The organism is Janibacter cremeus (assembly GCF_029395675.1).
Classification (GTDB): Bacteria; Actinomycetota; Actinomycetes; order Actinomycetales; family Dermatophilaceae; genus Janibacter; species Janibacter cremeus_A.
In genome coordinates this window covers 3,409,622-3,426,473 of sequence record NZ_CP115184.1, presented here as the reverse complement: position 1 = coordinate 3,426,473, position 16,852 = coordinate 3,409,622, and the positions used below count along the sequence as shown (strand labels likewise).

At 74.1% G+C, this 16,852-nt stretch carries 15 protein-coding genes; 8 read left to right on the top strand and 7 right to left on the bottom strand.

All coding sequences use genetic code 11. The annotated features are described in order from the left end of the window. Positions 1–10: 10 nt before the first annotated feature. The 4 genes from O9K63_RS16435 to O9K63_RS16420 are packed head-to-tail and all read left to right on the top strand — an operon-like array spanning position 11 to position 3,049. Positions 11–790 (top strand): LamB/YcsF family protein, encoded by a 780-nt coding sequence (locus O9K63_RS16435; RefSeq protein WP_277239643.1) that lies wholly within the window; start codon positions 11–13, stop codon positions 788–790. Beyond that, positions 787–1,398 carry a 5-oxoprolinase subunit B family protein gene (locus tag O9K63_RS16430; RefSeq protein WP_277239641.1) on the top strand — a complete coding sequence of 204 codons (612 nt, stop codon included), beginning with the start codon at positions 787–789 and terminating at the stop codon, positions 1,396–1,398. The genes O9K63_RS16435 and O9K63_RS16430 overlap by 4 nt, the downstream gene beginning before the upstream one ends. Next, a complete protein-coding gene (locus tag O9K63_RS16425; protein ID WP_277239639.1) occupies positions 1,395–2,267 on the top strand; it encodes a biotin-dependent carboxyltransferase family protein in 873 nt (290 codons plus the stop codon). Before O9K63_RS16430 ends, O9K63_RS16425 begins: the two co-directional genes overlap by 4 nt. Next, a complete protein-coding gene (locus tag O9K63_RS16420; RefSeq protein ID WP_277239637.1) occupies positions 2,264–3,049 on the top strand; it encodes a putative hydro-lyase in 786 nt (261 codons plus the stop codon). Before O9K63_RS16425 ends, O9K63_RS16420 begins: the two co-directional genes overlap by 4 nt. Positions 3,050–3,115: 66 nt before the next feature. On the opposite strand, the gene O9K63_RS16415 is transcribed toward O9K63_RS16420, so the two are convergent. The 5 genes from O9K63_RS16415 to nudC form a co-directional block, all read right to left on the bottom strand. Further along, positions 3,116–3,244 carry a hypothetical protein gene (locus O9K63_RS16415; RefSeq protein WP_277239635.1) on the bottom strand — a complete coding sequence of 43 codons (129 nt, stop codon included), beginning with the start codon at positions 3,242–3,244 and terminating at the stop codon, positions 3,116–3,118. A 26-nt stretch (positions 3,245–3,270) separates the two neighbouring features. Continuing rightward, positions 3,271–3,525: a WhiB family transcriptional regulator gene (locus O9K63_RS16410; protein WP_277239633.1), complete on the bottom strand. Its 255-nt coding sequence runs from the start codon at positions 3,523–3,525 to the stop codon at positions 3,271–3,273. Positions 3,526–3,655: 130 nt separating this feature from the next. Beyond that, positions 3,656–3,826, bottom strand: a complete 171-nt coding sequence (locus O9K63_RS16405; protein WP_277239631.1) for a hypothetical protein — start codon at positions 3,824–3,826, stop codon at positions 3,656–3,658. A 192-nt stretch (positions 3,827–4,018) separates the two neighbouring features. Beyond that, positions 4,019–6,169, bottom strand: a complete 2,151-nt coding sequence (locus tag O9K63_RS16400) for an ATP-dependent DNA helicase UvrD2 (RefSeq protein WP_431190336.1) — start codon at positions 6,167–6,169, stop codon at positions 4,019–4,021. A gap of 70 nt (positions 6,170–6,239) precedes the next feature. Continuing rightward, on the bottom strand, positions 6,240–7,169 hold the full coding sequence (nudC, locus tag O9K63_RS16395; RefSeq protein WP_277239629.1) for an NAD(+) diphosphatase: 930 nt from the start codon (positions 7,167–7,169) through the stop codon (positions 6,240–6,242). An 87-nt stretch (positions 7,170–7,256) separates the two neighbouring features. On the opposite strand from nudC, the gene O9K63_RS16390 reads away from it, so the two are divergent. Beyond that, on the top strand, positions 7,257–8,753 hold the full coding sequence (locus O9K63_RS16390; RefSeq protein ID WP_277239627.1) for a phosphotransferase: 1,497 nt from the start codon (positions 7,257–7,259) through the stop codon (positions 8,751–8,753). A gap of 77 nt (positions 8,754–8,830) precedes the next feature. Here the strand turns inward: O9K63_RS16390 and O9K63_RS16385 are convergent, their stop codons facing one another. Both O9K63_RS16385 and O9K63_RS16380 read right to left on the bottom strand, forming a co-directional pair. Next, a complete protein-coding gene (locus O9K63_RS16385; RefSeq protein WP_277239625.1) occupies positions 8,831–12,106 on the bottom strand; it encodes an ATP-dependent helicase in 3,276 nt (1,091 codons plus the stop codon). Further along, positions 12,103–15,258, bottom strand: a complete 3,156-nt coding sequence (locus tag O9K63_RS16380) for an ATP-dependent helicase (protein WP_277239623.1) — start codon at positions 15,256–15,258, stop codon at positions 12,103–12,105. The genes O9K63_RS16385 and O9K63_RS16380 overlap by 4 nt, the downstream gene beginning before the upstream one ends. 160 nt (positions 15,259–15,418) lie before the next feature. Here O9K63_RS16380 and O9K63_RS16375 point away from each other — a divergent pair, with 160 nt between their 5' ends. The 3 genes from O9K63_RS16375 (at position 15,419) to O9K63_RS16365 (ending at position 16,759) form a co-directional block, all read left to right on the top strand. After that, complete coding sequence (locus O9K63_RS16375) at positions 15,419–16,075, top strand: TetR/AcrR family transcriptional regulator (RefSeq protein WP_277239621.1); 657 nt, start codon at positions 15,419–15,421, stop codon at positions 16,073–16,075. A gap of 43 nt (positions 16,076–16,118) precedes the next feature. Then, entirely contained in the window at positions 16,119–16,337 is a 219-nt protein-coding gene (locus O9K63_RS16370) for a DUF3107 domain-containing protein (protein ID WP_277239619.1), read from the top strand. A gap of 158 nt (positions 16,338–16,495) precedes the next feature. After that, positions 16,496–16,759 (top strand): GlsB/YeaQ/YmgE family stress response membrane protein, encoded by a 264-nt coding sequence (locus tag O9K63_RS16365; RefSeq protein ID WP_277239617.1) that lies wholly within the window; start codon positions 16,496–16,498, stop codon positions 16,757–16,759. Positions 16,760–16,852 lie beyond the last annotated feature (93 nt).

Here is a 16,852-nt window from a genome sequence, read left to right as displayed (position 1 = left end):
GGAGGACCCCATGACCCTGCAGATCGATCTCAACGCCGACCTCGGCGAGGGCTTCGGCCAGTGGACGCTGGGCGACGACGACGCCCTGCTCGACGTGGTCACCAGCGTCAACGTCGCGTGCGGCTTCCACGCCGGTGATCCCAGCGTGCTGCGCCGCGTCTGCGACATGGCCGCCGAGCGGGGCGTGTCCATCGGCGCGCAGGTCGGCTACCGCGACCTGGCCGGCTTCGGTCGACGCTTCATAGACATGGAACCCGACGAGCTGACCCAGGACGTGCTTTACCAGATCGGGGCGCTCGAGGCCTTCGCGCGGGTCGCCGGGACACGCGTGCGCTACGTCAAGCCCCACGGCGCGCTGTACAACGCGATCGTCCACCACGAGGAGCAGGCGTCAGCGGTCGTCACTGCGGTCATGCAGTACGACGCGTCCCTGCCCGTCCTCGGGCTGCCCGGCTCGGCCTGGCTGCGGCAGGCCGAGGAGGCCGGGCTCCGCACCGTCAAGGAGGCCTTCGCCGACCGCAACTACACACCCGAGGGCACGCTGGTCTCCCGCCGCGAACCCAATGCCGTGCTCCACGACCCGGAGCTCATCGCGCAGCGCTGCGTCGACATCGCCACGACCGGCCGCATCAGGGCCATCGACGGGACCGAGGTGGACGCCCCCGCGGCGTCGCTGTGCGTCCACGGGGACACCGAGGGTGCGGTGGAGGTCGCCCGACGGGTGCGTCTCGCGCTCGACGAGGGCGAGATCAGCATCCGGCCCTTCGCCGAGGAGGGGCCGCCACGGTGAGACTCCTCCCCTGCGGCGACGTCGGGTTGCTCGTCGAGCTGGCCGACCTCGACGAGGTGCTCGCGATGTACGCCGAGCTCGACCAGGCCCGACCCGAGGGTGTCGTCGACATGGTCCCGGCGGCACGCACCCTGCTCCTGACGCTCGAGCCCGCCGTCACCACCCCCGCGGCGGTGGCGGAGGTCGTGCGGGGTGTCACCCCGCGCCCCGGCGCCCGTCCCGACGCTGGGGAGATCGAGGTCCCGGTGACCTACGACGGTCCCGACCTGGGCGAGGTCGCCTCGCTCACCGGCATGAGCGAGCGCGAGGTCATCACCGCCCACACGGAGGAGGAGTGGACGGTCGCCTTCTGCGGCTTCGCCCCCGGCTTCGGCTACATGACCCGCTCCGACGAGCGGCTCGCCGTCCCGCGCCGCACGGACCCGCGCACGAAGGTCCCGCCGGGGTCGGTCGCGCTCGCCGGAGGATTCAGCAGCGTCTACCCGCGCGAGTCGCCCGGTGGCTGGCAGCTGATCGGCCGCACGGACGTCGTCCCGTGGGACCTCGACCGTGATCCGCCCGCCCTCTTCTCGCCGGGCGTGCGGGTGCGATTCGTGGAGGCCCGATGAGCCGGCTGGAGATCCTCGCCACCGGGGCCCTCGCCACCATCCAGGACGAAGGGAGGCCCGGCCTCGCCGGCCTCGGCGTCGGGGTGAGCGGCGCGGCCGACCTGCGCAGCCTGCGGCTGGCCAACCGACTCCTCGGCAACGAGTCGGGCGACGCCGCGATCGAGGTGACCTTCGGCGGGCTCGCCCTGCGCGCCCGCACCGACGTCGACATCGCCCTCACCGGCGCCCCGACCCCGGCGACGGTCGACGGCGTGCCCGTCGGGCTCAACTCCCCCGTGCACGTCCCGGCCGGCGGGGAGGTGCGGCTGTCACCCCCTTCGCGCGGGGTGCGGACCTACCTCGCCGTGCGCGGTGGGATCGACGTGCAGGCGGACCTCGGCTCCCGGGCGACCGACATCATGTCCGGCATCGGCCCGGCCGTGCTCACGCCCGGCACCGTGCTGGGTGTCGGGTCCCGGGCGCTCGAGTGGCCCGGGGTCGACGTGGCCGCGGTGCGCACACCCATCGGCGACGACCTCGACCTGCGCGTCGTGCCCGGTCCCCGCCACGAGTGGTTCGTCGACGACGCGCTCGAGAAGCTCTGCTCCGCGCCCTACGAGGTCAGCGCCGAGAGCAACCGGGTCGGCATGCGACTGACCGGACCGGTGCTCGAGCGCTCCCGTGAGGAGGAGCTGCCCAGCGAGGGCGTCGTCCGCGGGTCCCTGCAGGTGCCACCGACCGGGCAGCCGACACTCTTCCTGTCCGACCACCCGGTGACCGGCGGCTACCCCGTCATCGGCGTCGTGCTCTCCGCGGACGTCGACCTCGCCGCGCAGGCCCGACCGGGGCAGCAGCTGAGACTACGACTGACGGAGGTGGGACAGCCATGAGCAGGACCCCCGAGATGCTGACACCGCACGAGGCACGCGCCCGGTTCCGGGACGGGCTGCAGACCCCCACGTCCGGGTGGAGCGCCGGTTGGACGCAGGCCAACCTCATCGCGGTCCCGCGCGACCTGGCCTACGACGTGCTCCTCTTCGCGCAGCGCAACCCCGCCGCCTGCCCGGTCCTCGACGTCACCGAGCCGGGCGAGGTCTCCTGCGGGATCTTCGACGGGGACCTGCGCACCGACCTGCCCGGGTACCGCGTCTACGAGCACGGGCGGCACGTCGCCGACCGGGCCGACGTCGCGGACGTGTGGCGCGAGGACCTCGTGGCCTTCCTCATCGGGTGCAGCTTCACCTTCGAGGCGGCCCTGGTCGAGGCGGGAGTCCCGTTGCGGCACATGGACAACGGCACCAACGTCGCGATGTACCGCACCGACCGGGAGTGCCGCCCGGCCGGGTCCCTCCACGGCCCGCTCGTGGTGTCGATGCGTCCCGTCCCCGCCTCCCTGGTCGCGACCGCGGTGCGGGTCACCTCCCGCTACCCGGCGGTGCACGGGGCGCCCGTGCACGTCGGCGACCCCGCGGCGCTGGGGATCCCCGACCTCTCGCGCCCCGACTTCGGCGACCCGGTCGAGGTCCGCGACGGGGAGCTGCCCGTCTTCTGGGCCTGCGGCGTCACCCCGCAGGCGGCGATCATGGCCTCCGCTCCCCCCTTCGCCATCGGCCACGCACCCGGGATGATGGCGATCACCGACGCCCGCGACTCCGGGCTGGTCATCCCTTAGGACGGCAGTAGGCCCCACCCGGATCGGGTGGGGCCTACCTGTCGGTGCCCGCTCGGGCGACGGCGCTCATCGGACGCCGAGGTGAGCGGGACGGGGGAACTCACGCTCCGCGCGCCGCAGGTGGTCCTGCGCTGCGGGGTCGTACTCGAGGGGCTGATCGAGGCGACGCAGCCGGGGCAGCTTCACGAACTTCATTGGTCTTCCTCCTCTCGGGATCTCGCTCAGGCGGGGATCGGGTGCTTGCGGGGACGGCCGCGGGGCCGCTTGCGGGGGATGACCCGGCCGGAGTCGAAGAGCTCGCCACCCCAGACACCCCACGGCTCGCGACGCTCGAGGGCGCCTTCGAGGCACATGGTGCGGAAGGGGCAGTCACCGCAGAGCTCCTTGGCGTACTCGACGCCGGCGGGGGTCTCGGCGAACCAGAGCTCGGGCTCCTCCGACTGGCACGGGGTCAGCTGTCTCGGTCGTTCAATCATGGTCGTCACGTCGGGGTCTCCTGGGTGAACGCGTGGCGGGTGGTACTGGTCGGGAGGGACACGACAAAGGCCGCGGATCCCGGGTGTGTGGGATGCCGCGGCCTGTGGAGAGGACCGATGAAGTCGTCGTCTAGACGGGTGGTCCAAGGAGGCGCGGATCCGACACGAAGGCAGTCTTCGGCCCGGTGACGCGGATGCGGTCACGGGCGGAGAGGACGCCGGCGAAGCCACCGAAGACATCATCGGTGGCGCACGCGGGGGCAGCGTCGATCGCCGTGGTGATCATCGTGATGTTCTCCATGACTCCTGCCCTCCTCTCGTGCGGTGCGCTCCTCGGGGACGCTGGGCGCTCCCGACTGACAGAAAACAACTTAGAGCACATCGTGGGGGCGCGCCAGCGAATTAATGTCGGATCGCCGACATCTCGCGAAGACGTCCGGTCGATCGACCGGATCACCGTGCGTCCGGCACGGCGGCGAAGGGGGCCGCTCCCCTACTCCTCGGGCTCGCCGACGGCGGCCTCGGCGACCTCGTCGGGGTCGGCGCCGCCGATGACGGCCAGCACCTGGTCGGCGTAGAGCGTCAGCTTGCGCGGGCCGACGCCACTGATCGCGGCGAGCTCGCGCTGGCCGGCGGGCGCGGCCTCGGCGATCGCCTCGAGGGTGGCGTCGGTGAAGACGACGAAGGCGGGCACGGACGCCGCCTTGGAGACGGTGAGGCGCCAGGAGCGCAGCCGCTCGAAGGTCGCCTCGTCGTAGGTCGGCGGGCAGTCCGGGCACCGACCGGAGGCACGCTCCTTGGCGGTGGACAGCTCTGTACCGCAGCCCTTGCACACCCGCGGGCGCGAGGAGGTGGGCTTGCGGGGCCCGCGCGCGCCCGACGCACGCTTGGGCGTCGAGCGGGCACCCTCACCGAGGATGCCGGACGCCTGGTCGAGGAACCGCGAGACCCGCCGCGTCCCCTTCGCCCCGGGGGTGCGGGCCCGGGACCACGACAGGTGCAGCACCTCGCGGGCGCGGGTGACGCCGACGTACATCAGGCGCCGCTCCTCCTCGATCTCCTCCGGCCCCTCGGCCATCATGATCGGCAGCAGCCCGTCGGAGCAGCCGGTGAGGAAGACGACATCCCACTCCAGACCCTTCGCCGCGTGCAGCGAGGCCAGGGTGACGCCCTCGACGGCCGGCGCGTGCTGCGCGGCGATCCGCTCGTCGAGGTCGCGCACGAGGTCGGGCAGCCGGGCGTCCGGCGAGGTCGCCTCGAGCCGCGCGGACAGGTCGACGAGCGCCTTGAGCGACTCCCAGCGGGCCCGGACCGCGCCGCTGCTCGCGGGCGCGTCCTCGTGCCAGCCCATGCCGCCGAGGACGTCGGAGACGAGGTGCGGCAGCGGCTTGCTCCCGTCGTCGGTGCGAGCGGCCCCGCGCAGCAGCAGGACCGCCTCGCGCACCTCCTTGCGGGAGAAGAAGCGCTCGCCGCCCTTGACGAGGTAGGGCACGTCGGCGTCGGTGAGCGCGGCCTCGAGTGCCTCCGACTGGCCGTTGGTGCGGAAGAGGACGGCGATCTCGCGCAGCGGGCGGCCGTCGGCGACGAGCTTCTTGATCCGGTCGGCGACCCACCCCGCCTCGGCCGGGTCGTCGTCGAGGACGGTCAGCTCGGGCTGGGGGCCGGCGTCGCGCTGGGCGACGAGCTCGACCGCACCACCCCGGCGCTGACCGGAGGGGCCGGTGAGCAGCTTGTTGGCGAGCGCGAGGACCTGCGGGGTCGAGCGGTAGTTGCGCACGAGGCGCACGGTCGCCGCCCCGGGGTGGGTCTCGGTGAAGCGCAGCAGGTGCTGCGGCGTCGCGCCGGTGAAGGAGTAGATCGTCTGGGCGGGGTCGCCGACGACGCAGATGTCGCCCCGGTCGCCGAGCCACAGGTCGAGCAGTCGCTGCTGCAGCGCGTTGACGTCCTGGTACTCGTCGACGACGAAGTGCCGGTACTGGTTGCGCACCGTCTGCGCGATGTCGCCGCGCTCCTCGAGGATCCCCACGGTCAGCAGGAGCACGTCCTCGAAGTCGATGACCCCCCGCTCGCCCTTGACGTCCTCGTACGCGGAGATCAGCCGGGCCATGGCGGTCAGGTCCATGCCCGGGGGCTCGCGCCGGGCCCGACGGGCCGCGGCCGGGTAGGTCTCGGGGGTGAGCAGCGAGACCTTGGACCACTCGATCTCGGCGGCGACGTCGCGCAGCTCGGACCGACCCAGCCGCATCCCGACCCGGCCGGCGGCCTCACCGACGGCCGGCGCCTTGTGGCCGAGGATCTCCGGGGCTGCCCCGCCGATCGCCTGCGGCCAGAAGTAGTGCAGCTGGCGCAGCGCGGCGGAGTGGAAGGTGCGCGCCTGCACCCCGGCGACGCCGAGCTCGCGCAACCGGGTACGCATCTCCCCCGCGGCGCGGGCGGTGAAGGTCACGGCGAGCACGCGCTGGGGCTGATAGGCGCCGGCCCGCACCCCGTAGGCGATGCGGTGGGTGATGGCTCGGGTCTTGCCCGTGCCCGCACCGGCGAGCACGGCCATCGGTCCGCTCGGGTTGACGGCGACCTCGCGCTGCTCGGGGTCGAGCGCGTCGAGGATGTCGTCCGCGGACTGCTGGACGGGCTGGGTGGTCACCGCAGCACTCTCTCAAAAGGAGGCGACATCCCCCAGCCACCCTCCGGGTCCGCCGGACCGGCCCCCTTCGTCAGCGGGGGCGCAGACCGTCGAGCCGCTCGCCCAGCCAGCGCTCGACGAGGCGGGCGGCGATGGACAGGCGACCGGCGGCCTTCACCCGGCCCGCGGCCACCTCCGTGCGGAACTCCTCCCGGGAAAACCAGCGGGCCTCGGCGATCTCGTCCGGCTGGCACACGAGGTCGCTCGTCGTGGCCCGCGCCGTGCACCCGAGCATGAGGGAGGCAGGGAAGGGCCAGGGCTGGTCGGCGACGAACTCGATGTCGTCCACCTCCACGGAGGTCTCCTCGAAGACCTCCCGGGCGACTGCCCCGGCGATGGTCTCCCCCGGCTCGACGAAGCCGGCGAGCACCGAGAACCTCCCCTCCGGCCAGCCGATGTTGCGCGCGAGCAACAACCGGTCGGAGGCGTCGGTGACGGCCATGATGACGGCGGGGTCGGTGCGCGGGTAGTGCTCGGAGCCGTCGTGCGGGCAGCGGCGCACCCACCCCGCCTCGACGACCTCGGTCTCGTTCCCGCACCGTGGGCAGTACCCGTGGCGGGCGTGCCAGTTGGTCAGGCCGAGGGCGGTGGCGAAGAGCTCCGCCTCCTGCGCCGGCAGGTCGGTCGCGACATCGCGCAGGGTGACGAAGGGAGCCGCGTCCAGTCGTTCCTCGCGGTCGACCGGCGGGCCCGGGGTCTGCGGGTGGCACGCGGCGAGGTGGGCCACGCCGTCGAGGCGACCGAGGTAGAGCAGGAGCGAGTCGGCGTCGGCGGGCTCCGGCGGGCGCCGCAGCAGGACACCGTCGGGGCGAAGGGAGGCGCGCCCCCCGCGCAGCTCGACCACCCTCGTCGCCGGGTCGGCGAGCAGTTGGTCGAGCAGGTCCGGGTCGGCCCGTGACGGGGCGTCACGGTCGATGGCCGAGTGGGTCATCGGCAGGTCGCTCAGGGGGTCGTGGTCCACGCCGCCACCCTACGGAGGTCAGGAGCGGCCCGCCCCGACGGGCGTTGCTCCCGCGATCCGGGGCCCGGGCCTCGTACGGTGGGGAGCGTGACCTCTCGTGGACCGTTGACCCTCGCCGCGCTGGCCAGCGCTGCCGTGCCCGGCCTCGACCCCGACACGGTTCAGGGGGTGGTGGCCTCCGGTCCCGCCGACGCCGTCGAGGTCGCCTTCGTCCAGGACCGCGAGCACCGGCGCTGGGTGATCCGCTGCCCGCGCACCCCCGCCGCCTCCGCGCAGCTCGAGCGCTCCGCGGCGCTGCTGGCGGTGCTCGCCCGCCGCCTGACCATGCCGGTGCCGGCGGTCAAGGGCTGGGCAGCACTGCCCGAAGGGGGCCGCGCCGCCGTCCACTCCTACCTCACCGGACGCCTGGTCAGCCTCGAGGGCATCGAGCCGCGGTCAGCGCTGGCCCGGGGTCTGGGTCGGGCCCTGGCGCACCTGCACAACCTCGACCCCCGCATGTACGAGGAGGCCGGGGTGCCGGTCTACGACGCCGCCGGGTACCGCTCGCGCCGGCTGGCGGAGCTGGACCGGGCGGCCGCCACCGGCCGGGTACCCACGGGTCTGCTCGCTCGCTGGGAGCGGGTGCTCGACGACGAGACGCTGTGGACGTTCACGGCCACCCCGACGCACGGTGACCTCGCCGACGGGACGATCCTCGCGACCCCGGACGACGGCGACGGCCCGGACATCAAGGCATTCCTCGGCTGGGAGTCCGCCCAGGTGGCCGACCCGGCCGACGACATCGCGCCGCTGCTCGCCGCGATGGACCCCGAGGCCTTCGACACGGTGATGGAGGCCTACGCCCACACCCGCGTCGAGCGACCCGACCGCAACCTGCACCGCCGCGCCGAGGTCGTCGGCGAGATGCAGCTCGTGCGCACGATGATGTCGCTCGTCGCGGCGGGCGACGACGAGGGCGCCGAGCGGTCCGCCGCCCGGCTGCGTCGTCTGGATGAGCGGATCGCCCGGGAGGAGGACCAGGCCGCCCGGATCCACGGCCCGTCGGCGAAGGGGGCCCGGGGCGCTGCGGCGAGCGCGGGCACCGCGGCGGACGCGCCGAGCACGGGCGGCGGCCACGGCGCATCGGCCGGCACGGACGAGGCGACGGACATGACCCAGCCGGTCGCCACCGGCACGAGCGAGGACGTGGACAGGACCCAGCCGGTCGCCACCGGCACGAGCGGGGCCACCACGGGGCCGAGCGGGGCCGATGACGACGACGCCGTGCAGGTCGAGCACCCGGCGAAGGTCACCCCCGTGGCGCAGGAGGCAGAGGAGACGACAGCCGCCGAAACTCCGGAGTCGACGGATGAGCCGGACGCCACGGAGTCGTCGGAACCGGTGACGCCGGAGTCCGACGAGGAGCCGGAGACGAACCCGACGCTGCGGGCGGTCCCGGACCCCGAGCCCACGCCGGCCTCGGCGCCCGCGGAGGACACGAAGCCCTCGACCGGCCGAGCCCATGGCGACGAGCACGAGACCGCCGAGATCGTCCCGCTCAACGACGACGACGAGGACGACGACGTCGTCCCGCCCCGGCGCTGATCGCCCCCTTCGCAACTGCTTAGGCTCCTGCGAAGAGGCGGCGATCGAGGAGCACGCCAGGTGTTACGGGCGACGCCTCAGGTCGGGCTGACCACCGTCCCGAGGAGCCGGACCACCGCGTCCTCGTCGAGCATCGTCGGGCGGGTCGTCTCCCCGGTCGCCGCGTGGAAGAAGGCCCCGTGCACGCGCTCGGGATCGATCCCCCGCCAGCGGGCGTAGGCGATCCGGTAGGCCGAGAGCTGGACGGCGCGGACGGCACGCTCCTGGCCCGTGGGCGGTCGGCCCGTCTTCCAGTCGACGACCGTCACTCCCCCGTCCTCGTCGGCGAAGACGGCGTCGACCCGGCCACGGATCGCGTGGCCGCCGATGATGGTCTCGAGGGAGAGCTCGACGTCGAGCGGCACTCGCTCGGCCCACTCGCTCGCGAGGAAGTTCGCCTGCATCTGCGCCAGGTCGGCGTCACCGAGATCCTCGTCGGCGCTGCCGGGCATCTCGAGGATGTCCACCAGCCCGGCCCGGGCGTAGTGCTCCTCGACCCAGGCGTGGAAGGCGGTGCCCCGCCGCCCGGCGACCTGCGGCGGCCCGGGCATCGGTCGACGCAGGTCGCGCGCGAACCCCTCGGCGTCCCGCGCCAGCGCGACCAGCTGCGAGGTCGACAGGTGCGCCGGCAGCTCGACCGAGGCCCCCGCGCCTCGGGCGGCCCGGCGCTCCGTCCGCTCCGCCAGGAGCATGCGCATGGTCTCGTCCAGCTCGTCGGCGCCGGCCGGCGGCCGGAGCGAGGGGTCGCACCCGTGCTCCATCGCCTCACGGGCGGCCGCGAGCGCCGGGCGATCCACGTGCTCGTCGGTGACGGGCCAGGTGACCTGCCGGGCCACGGCCAGCGCCGGGTTGCCCTCGTCCTTGGTCTCGGGCATCTCGGCCCAGTCGACGCGGTCGGCGACGTCCATCGCCCGCACCTCCTCGAGGAAGCGTGAGGGCAGGCGCGGGGTCTGTCCCGTCGGTCCCCACACCCACGAGCTGAGCAGCAGCCGGCTGCGAGCACGGGTGCACGCCACGTACGCCAACCGCCGCTCCTCGAGTAGGCTGTGCTCGCCGTTGCGGGCGACGAAGTCCTTGACCTCCCGCTGCAGCGCGTCCCGCTCCCCGAGCGAGAGATCCAGCTGCGGCAGCCCCTCCGCGTCACCGCGCAGCGGGTAGGGCACCCCGTCCAGCCCGGTGAGCCAACCGGCGTCGTTGACCTGGCCCAGGCGCCACACCCCGTCCTTGAGGCTCGCCCGGGAGTTGTGCGCCGGGAGGACGCCCTCGCCCAGGCCCGGGACGGCGACGATGTCCCACTCCAGACCCTTGGCTGCGTGGCAGGTGAGCACCTGGACCGCGTCCTTCGTCGGCTCGACGACGGGCGCCTCGAGCCCGCGCTCCTGCTCGACGGCGGCCTCGATCCAGTCGATGAACCCGCCCAGGGTCGGCCGGTCCGCGCTCGAGGAGAACTGCGCCGCGACATCGGCGAATGCGTCGAGGTGCGCCCGCGCTGCGGAAGGACTCCACCCCGGTCGGGAGAGCACCTCGATGTCGACACCCAGCTCGCGCTCGGCCTCGGCGACGAGGTCGGGCAGGGGCGAGCCGGTGGAGCGGCGCAGGCGTCGCACCATGTCCGCGATGTGGTGCAGCCGGGCCAGGGCCGTCTCGGAGATGCTCTGCCCCGCGCTGCCGCTCCACCCGGGCTCGGGCAGCTGCTCGAGGGCGTCGACGATGGTCACCTCGTCGTCGGGACCGGGCGGGCCACCCCCTTCGCCCTCCGCCGTGGTGACGGCCTGCCGGCCGAGCTCACGGGCCCACGCCCCGAGACCGTCCAGGTCGGCGGGACCGAGCATGCCGGGCGGTCCGGTGAGCAGCCGCATCAGGCGGTCGCCGCGGGCCGGGTCCTGCACGACGGTGAGCAGCGCGACGACGTCGGCGACCTCGGCGGTGAGCAGCAACCCCCCGAGCCCGACCACCTCGTAGGGGATGTCCCGCCGGGCCAGCGCCTCGACGACGAGGGCGAACTGGCTGCGCTTGCGGCAGAGCACCGCCGCCGTGTGCCGCCCCTCCTGACGCCTGCCCGCGATCCAGTCGGCGACGTCGTGGGCCTCCTGCGCGGCGGTCTCCACCCGCAGCAGCTGCACCTGACCGCGCTGGGCGCCGGGGCGGGGGCGAAGGGGGTCGACCGGCACCGCGCTGACCTCCCGGAGGGGGCCGGCCACCCGGTTGGCGACCTCGAGGATCACCTCGTCGTTGCGCCAGCTCGTGGACAGCGGCCGGCGCGGCGCCTCCTGGCCGTCGGTGGCGAAGGAGGTGCGGAACTCCTTCAGCGTCGTCGCGCTGGCCCCGCGCCAGGCGTAGATCGACTGGTTCGGGTCCCCGACCGCCGTGACCGCGGCGGGACGCCGCCCCTGCGGTGCGAAGAGGGCGCGCATGAGTGCCAGCTGGGCCTCGGAGGTGTCCTGGAACTCGTCGAGCAGCACGACCTTGAAGCGGGCGCGCTCGGCCGCACCGATGTCGGGGAACCGCTGGGCCAGCTGGGCGGCGAGGGACATCTGGTCGGCGAAGTCCATGACCGAGCGCTCGTGCTTGACCTGCTGGTACCGCTCGACGATCGGCAGGATGAGCCGCTGCTCCGCCAGGGGGGTGATGACCCTGGAGCGGAACTCCTTGGTGAAGGCCTTGCCGGAGGTCCCGACCGCGTCGAGGTGCCGCAGGGTGCCGGCGGCGAAGTGCTCCACCTCGGCGGGTGTGCGCAGGTGCTCGGCCAGCTCTCCGGAGAGCGAGACGACGGCGTTGGTCACGGTCGACTCGACCTTGTCGATGTCCGCCATCGGGCCGTCCCAGGCCATGACGACCTCGTGCGCGAGCTGCCAGGTGGCGGCCTCGGAGAGCATCCGCGAGTCCTTCTCGTAGCCCAGACGCAGAGCACCCTCGCGCACCAGCCGCCCGGCGTAGGCGTGGTAGGTCGAGATCGTCGGGGCACCGCCGAGGACCTCGGCCCCCTCCGGCTGGGGCGGCGTCCACACGCCGCTGCGCTCGAGGCTGGCCAGGCGACGGGCGACCCGCTCGGCGAGCTCACCGGCGGCCTTGCGGGTGAAGGTCAGACCCAGGACCTCCTCGGGGGCGACGAGGTCGTTGGCCACGAGCCACACCACCCGGGCGGTCATCGTCTCGGTCTTGCCCGAGCCGGCACCCGCGACGACGAGCAGCGGCTCGAGCGGCGCCTCGATGATCGCCTCCTGCTCCGGCGTCGGCGGGAACTCCTGGCCGAGCGCCCGAGCGAGGTCGCGGGCGCTGATGGTGGGGGCGCTGATCGTGGGGGCGGTCGTCACAGTCGCCCTCCTTCCTCGTGGGCGGGGCAGGACGAGCGCACGGGGCACACCCGGCACGTGGCGTCCTCGGGCCGGGCGACGAAGCTCGCCGCGGCCATCCCCTGCGCGGTCTCCTCGATGAGCTCGTGCACCCAGCGGGGGTCCTCGCCGTGGGCGAGGGGGTCCTGCTGCTGGACGGCCTTGCCCGAGGTGTACGCCTTGCCGAGCTGGACGAGCGCCGCTCCGGCCGAGCTGCTCCCGTGGTCGGCGAAGCCACCCTCCTCGATCGCGACCTGGTAGGCCCCGAGCTGGGGGTGCGCCTCGACCTCGGGGCCGGTGGGCGCGCTCGAGCCGGTCTTGTAGTCGATGACGCGCAGGCGCCCCTCCTCGTCGGCCTCGAGGCGGTCGACGCTGCCGCGCAGCACCGCCCGCCCGAGCTGGACGCGGAAGTCGGCCTCGGTCGCCACCGGTCGCCAGCCCTCGCTCGCCGCGCGGGCGTGGTAGGCCGCGAGCCAGTGCACCATCTGCTTGGCCCGGTCGAACTTCTGGTCGGTGACCCACCCGGGCGGCATGCCCAGGCTCGCCCAGCGCTGGTCGAGCTCGGCGAGGAAGGCCTCCTCCCCCGCGTCCCCGAGCTCGTGCGCGATGTCGTGGATGAGGGTGCCGACCTCCATCGAGGTCGAGCGCACCCCTTCGCCGCCGGCGGAGGTGAGCAGCCAGCGCAGGGCGCAGTCACCGAAGGACTGGACCTTGGAGGGACTGACCGAGACGCTCGCCCCGTCGGCACGAACGGGCCGGTCGTCGCTGAGGTCGCGCAGGGCCCACCACGCGGCGGGGTCCGCGCCGGGGACACCGGCGGCCCGCAGCTCGGCCAGCCGCGCGACGGCGTGCGCGACGACCGCGTCGTCCTCGTCGGCCAGGCGCTGGCGCAGCGTCGCCACGACACCGGTGAGGTCGAGCGGGGCGGGCACGTCGCTCGGCTCGCGCCGGCTCCCGTCGTCGGGTCGCGGGTCGACGAGGTCGAGGTAGACCGAGGGCTGCTCGTCCTCCGCCGCGACGGCGGTGACCAGCACCCGCTGGCGGGCCCGGGTCAGCGCGACGTGGAAGAGGCGGGTCTCGTCGTGACGGACGGCCGCGGCCGCACCGGCGCCGGTGCCGTCGCGCCCGGTGACGACGTCGACGAGCCGCTCGGAGCCCAGCAGCGAGCCGCGCTGGCGCAGGTCCGGCCACACGCCCTCCTGCACGCCCGCGAGGACGACGGTGTGCCACTCCTCGCCGGCGGCCGACTGCGGCGTCACCAGGGCGACCGCGTCCGGGTCGGGGCTCTGCGCGGCGAGCGAGTCGGCGGCGACGGCCTGGCTCGCGACGGCGTCGAGGAAGGAGTCCGGGCCGGAGGCCGGCAGGGCGTCCTGGTGCGCGGCCGCGGCGTCGAAGAGCGCGACCACCGCGTCGAGCGCGGCGTCGGCACGCGCACCGGCAGCCCCGCCGGACAGCGCCGTGGCCTGCCACCGCTCGGCGACGCCGGAGGCCCGCCACATCTCCCAGAGCACCACCTCGGCGCTGACCCCGGGCGCCCAGCCGCTCCCGTCGTCGTCGAGCGGTGCCGCGGCGCGACCGGCGGCGAGCACCTGCGCGACCCGGTGCAGCGGGGCCGCCTCGTCGCCGACGTGGGCCAGTCGGTCGGGGTCGAGGACGAGCCGGGACAGCAGCTCGTCGCTGCTGCGGGTACCGCCGGCGGCGAGCTCCTCGCGGCGCAGGGCCCGCCGCAGCCGCCGCACGGCAACGGCGTCGGCTCCCACGAGCGGGCTGGCGAGCAGGTCGAGGACGGTCGTGACATCGGGCGCCTCGAGCCGGCCCCGGGCGAGGTCGACGACGAGGCCCAGCAGCTGCAGGAGCGGTCGGGCCGCCGGCTCCTCGCGCAGCGGGACCCGCCGGGCGTCGGCGTCGACGGGGACACCGCGGGCGGCGAGGACCCGGCGCAGGGTCGCCTGCCGGGCGGCACCACGCACGATGACCGCCATGTCGCGCCACGCGACGCCGTCCCGCAGGTGGGCGGCCCGCAGCTCGTGGGCGATGAAGGCGGCCTCCTGCGCGCCGGAGTGGAGCACGTGGGCGGCGACGGTCCCCGGTCGGTCGACCGGGGTGGACCGCCGCTGGGCGCCGCCCCCGAGGGCGGCGATCTTGGGCGTCACCCGGGCCGCTGCGGCGTGGACCGACCCGGGCAGACGGTGCCCCCGGCCCAGGAGGAGGACCGGGCCAGTCCGGCCGGGCCACTCCCCGACGAGGTGGTGCGGATCCGCCCCGCGGAAACCCTGGACCGTGGCGTCCGGGTCGCCGACGAGGACGAGGTCGACCCCGCCGCCGGTGAGCGTGCGAAGGAGCCGGGCGGCCGGCGCGGTGAGCTCCTGGGCGTCGTCGACGACGACGGTGCGGATGCCGGCGCGCACGCGGTCGCGGGCCTCGCCGTCCACCTCGAGCAGCTCGGCGGCCGCCGTCAGCACCCACGCGGGGTCGAAGGCGCCCGGGCGCGACAGCGCGGTCACCTCGTCGTACTCACGGGCCACCTGCGCGGCGGCGACCCACTCGGGCCGCTCGTGGGCGGCGCCGAGCGCGGCGAGCCCGTCGGGGTCCACCCCGTGCTCGATGGCGCGCATCAGCAGGTCACGCAGCTCCTCGCGGAAGCCACGGGTGCGCAGGGCGAGCTCGAGGTCCTCGGGCCAGTCCGGCCGGGTCCCACCCTCCTCGTGGCCGGCGAGAAGCTCACCGAGGACCACGTCCTGCTCGGCGCCGGAGAGCAGCCGGGGGGCGGGCTGGCCGAGCAGGGCCGCCTGCTGGCGCAGCACCGCGAAGCCGAGCGACTGCATCGTGCGGGCCAACGGCTCGGTGGTCGCCCCGGTGAGGCCGGCCGTCACCGCGTCACGGGCCGCTGCGGCACCCAGCCGGGTCGCGGAGACGAGGAGGACCTCCTCGGGGGCACACTCCCCCTTCGCGATCCGGTCGAGCACGGAGGCGACGGCGACGCTCGTCTTGCCGGTCCCCGGACCCCCGAGCACGCGCACCAGGTCACCGCGGGCGGCGACGGCCGCTGCCTGGTCCTCGTCGGGACGCACCTCGGTCCCCGCCTCGCCGGTGACGGGAGCACGGAGCTGCACGGTCGGGATCTGCACTGTCACGGGACCATCCCATCACCGGTCACCGACAGCCGTGCGCAGGGAGGGCAGGTGCCCCGCTGTCCGCACTCCGAATGCGTCTGCCGCATTGTCCGTACCGCTAGGTAGGATCGTGTGACCCACAGCACCCAGTGGGTCGTCCACGCCCCGGAGGAACCGCATCATGAGCCCGACCGCGCCCGGCACCCGAGTCCAGCGGATGCCGCGTGCCCAGCGCCGCGCCCAGCTGCTCGACGCTGCACTCAACGTCTTCGTGTCCAAGGGCTACCACTCGGCGGCGATGGAGGACATCGCCGACGAGGCGGGCGTCTCCAAACCGGTGCTCTACCAGCACTTCCCGGGCAAGCTCGACCTCTACCTCGCGCTGCTCGACACCCAGTGCGACCACCTCGAGGCCCTCGTCCTGGAGGCCTTGGAGTCCAGCAACGAGCACGAGGAGCGGGTCTACGCGACGGTGCGCGCCTTCTTCGCCTTCGTCGCGGACGAGGGCGGCGCCTTCCGCCTGATCTACGAGTCCGACCTGACCAACGACCCCAAGGTGCGCCACCGCCTCGACGCGCTCGAGGCCCAGCTCGGCGACGCGATCGCCCAGCGGATCATGCAGGACACGACCCTGCCGCAGGAGCTCGCCGAGATGCTGGGGCTGGCGATGTCCGGCGCCGCGCAGGTGATGGCCCGCACGTGGCTGGCCCACGGCGACCAGTTCTCCCAGGAGGTCGCTGCCCAGGCCGCCGGTCACCTGGCGTGGCGGGGCATCGGCTCCTTCCCCGTCAACCGCATGGGCGCCGACCCCGCCCCGGACAGCGACTCGGGCAAGTGACACGATGGCACGCACAGCCAGCCCCACAACCCAAGGAGTGACCGTGGAGGTCAAGATCGGCGTGCAGAACGTCGCCCGCGAGCTCGTCCTGGACGCGAGCGGCACCGAGGACGAGATCGAGACCGCGGTGAAGAGCGCGCTCGACGGTGGCGCCCTCGTGCTCACCGACGACAAGGGCCGTCGCGTCATGGTCCCGGCCGGTGCGCTCGGCTACGTCGAGGTCGGCGAGCCCAGCCGCGGACGGGTCGGCTTCGGCGCCTGAGTCCCGCCCCACGAGCGGGCTGCCGCGCCGGCCGGTGCGTTCCTGAGTGTCACAACTTGCGTCACTCCAGTGCACTCGGACACTGTTGATCCGAACGGACCCACACGGGTCCCGAGCGCGCCCACCCGTCCGTGGGGGCGCAGAAGGAGTGATCAGCTGTGTGGACGATCATCGTCACGATCATCGTCGGCGCCATCATCGGTGCGCTGGCCCGCCTCGTCCTCCCGGGCAAGCAGAACATCTCCACCCTCGTCACGGTCATCCTCGGCATCCTCGGCTCCCTCATCGGGTCGTGGGCCTACACCGCACTCTCCGGCAACGAGACGACGAGCGGGATCGACTGGATCGCCTTCATCCTCGGCGTGATCGTCGCCGCGGTCCTCATCGTCATCTACGGGATGGTCGTCGGCCGCAAGGTCTGAGCCACCCGCGCACGACGAAGGGCGCCGTCCTGAGGAGCTTGCTCTGCAAGCGTCTCGAAGGGGGTCCGCTGAGCCAGCGGGCCCCCTTCGTCA

What these genes read in the sequence shown, in the direction of transcription:
- O9K63_RS16435 (WP_277239643.1), top strand. Translation starts at nt 11, where the DNA reads ATGACCCTGCAGATCGATCTCAACGCCGACCTCGGCGAGGGCTTCGGC.
- O9K63_RS16375 (WP_277239621.1), top strand. Translation starts at nt 15,419, where the DNA reads ATGAGCCCGACCGCGCCCGGCACCCGAGTCCAGCGGATGCCGCGTGCC.
- O9K63_RS16410 (WP_277239633.1), bottom strand. Translation starts at nt 3,525, where the DNA reads ATGATTGAACGACCGAGACAGCTGACCCCGTGCCAGTCGGAGGAGCCC.
- O9K63_RS16425 (WP_277239639.1), top strand. Translation starts at nt 1,395, where the DNA reads ATGAGCCGGCTGGAGATCCTCGCCACCGGGGCCCTCGCCACCATCCAG.
- O9K63_RS16415 (WP_277239635.1), bottom strand. Translation starts at nt 3,244, where the DNA reads ATGAAGTTCGTGAAGCTGCCCCGGCTGCGTCGCCTCGATCAGCCCCTC.
- O9K63_RS16420 (WP_277239637.1), top strand. Translation starts at nt 2,264, where the DNA reads ATGAGCAGGACCCCCGAGATGCTGACACCGCACGAGGCACGCGCCCGG.
- O9K63_RS16405 (WP_277239631.1), bottom strand. Translation starts at nt 3,826, where the DNA reads ATGGAGAACATCACGATGATCACCACGGCGATCGACGCTGCCCCCGCG.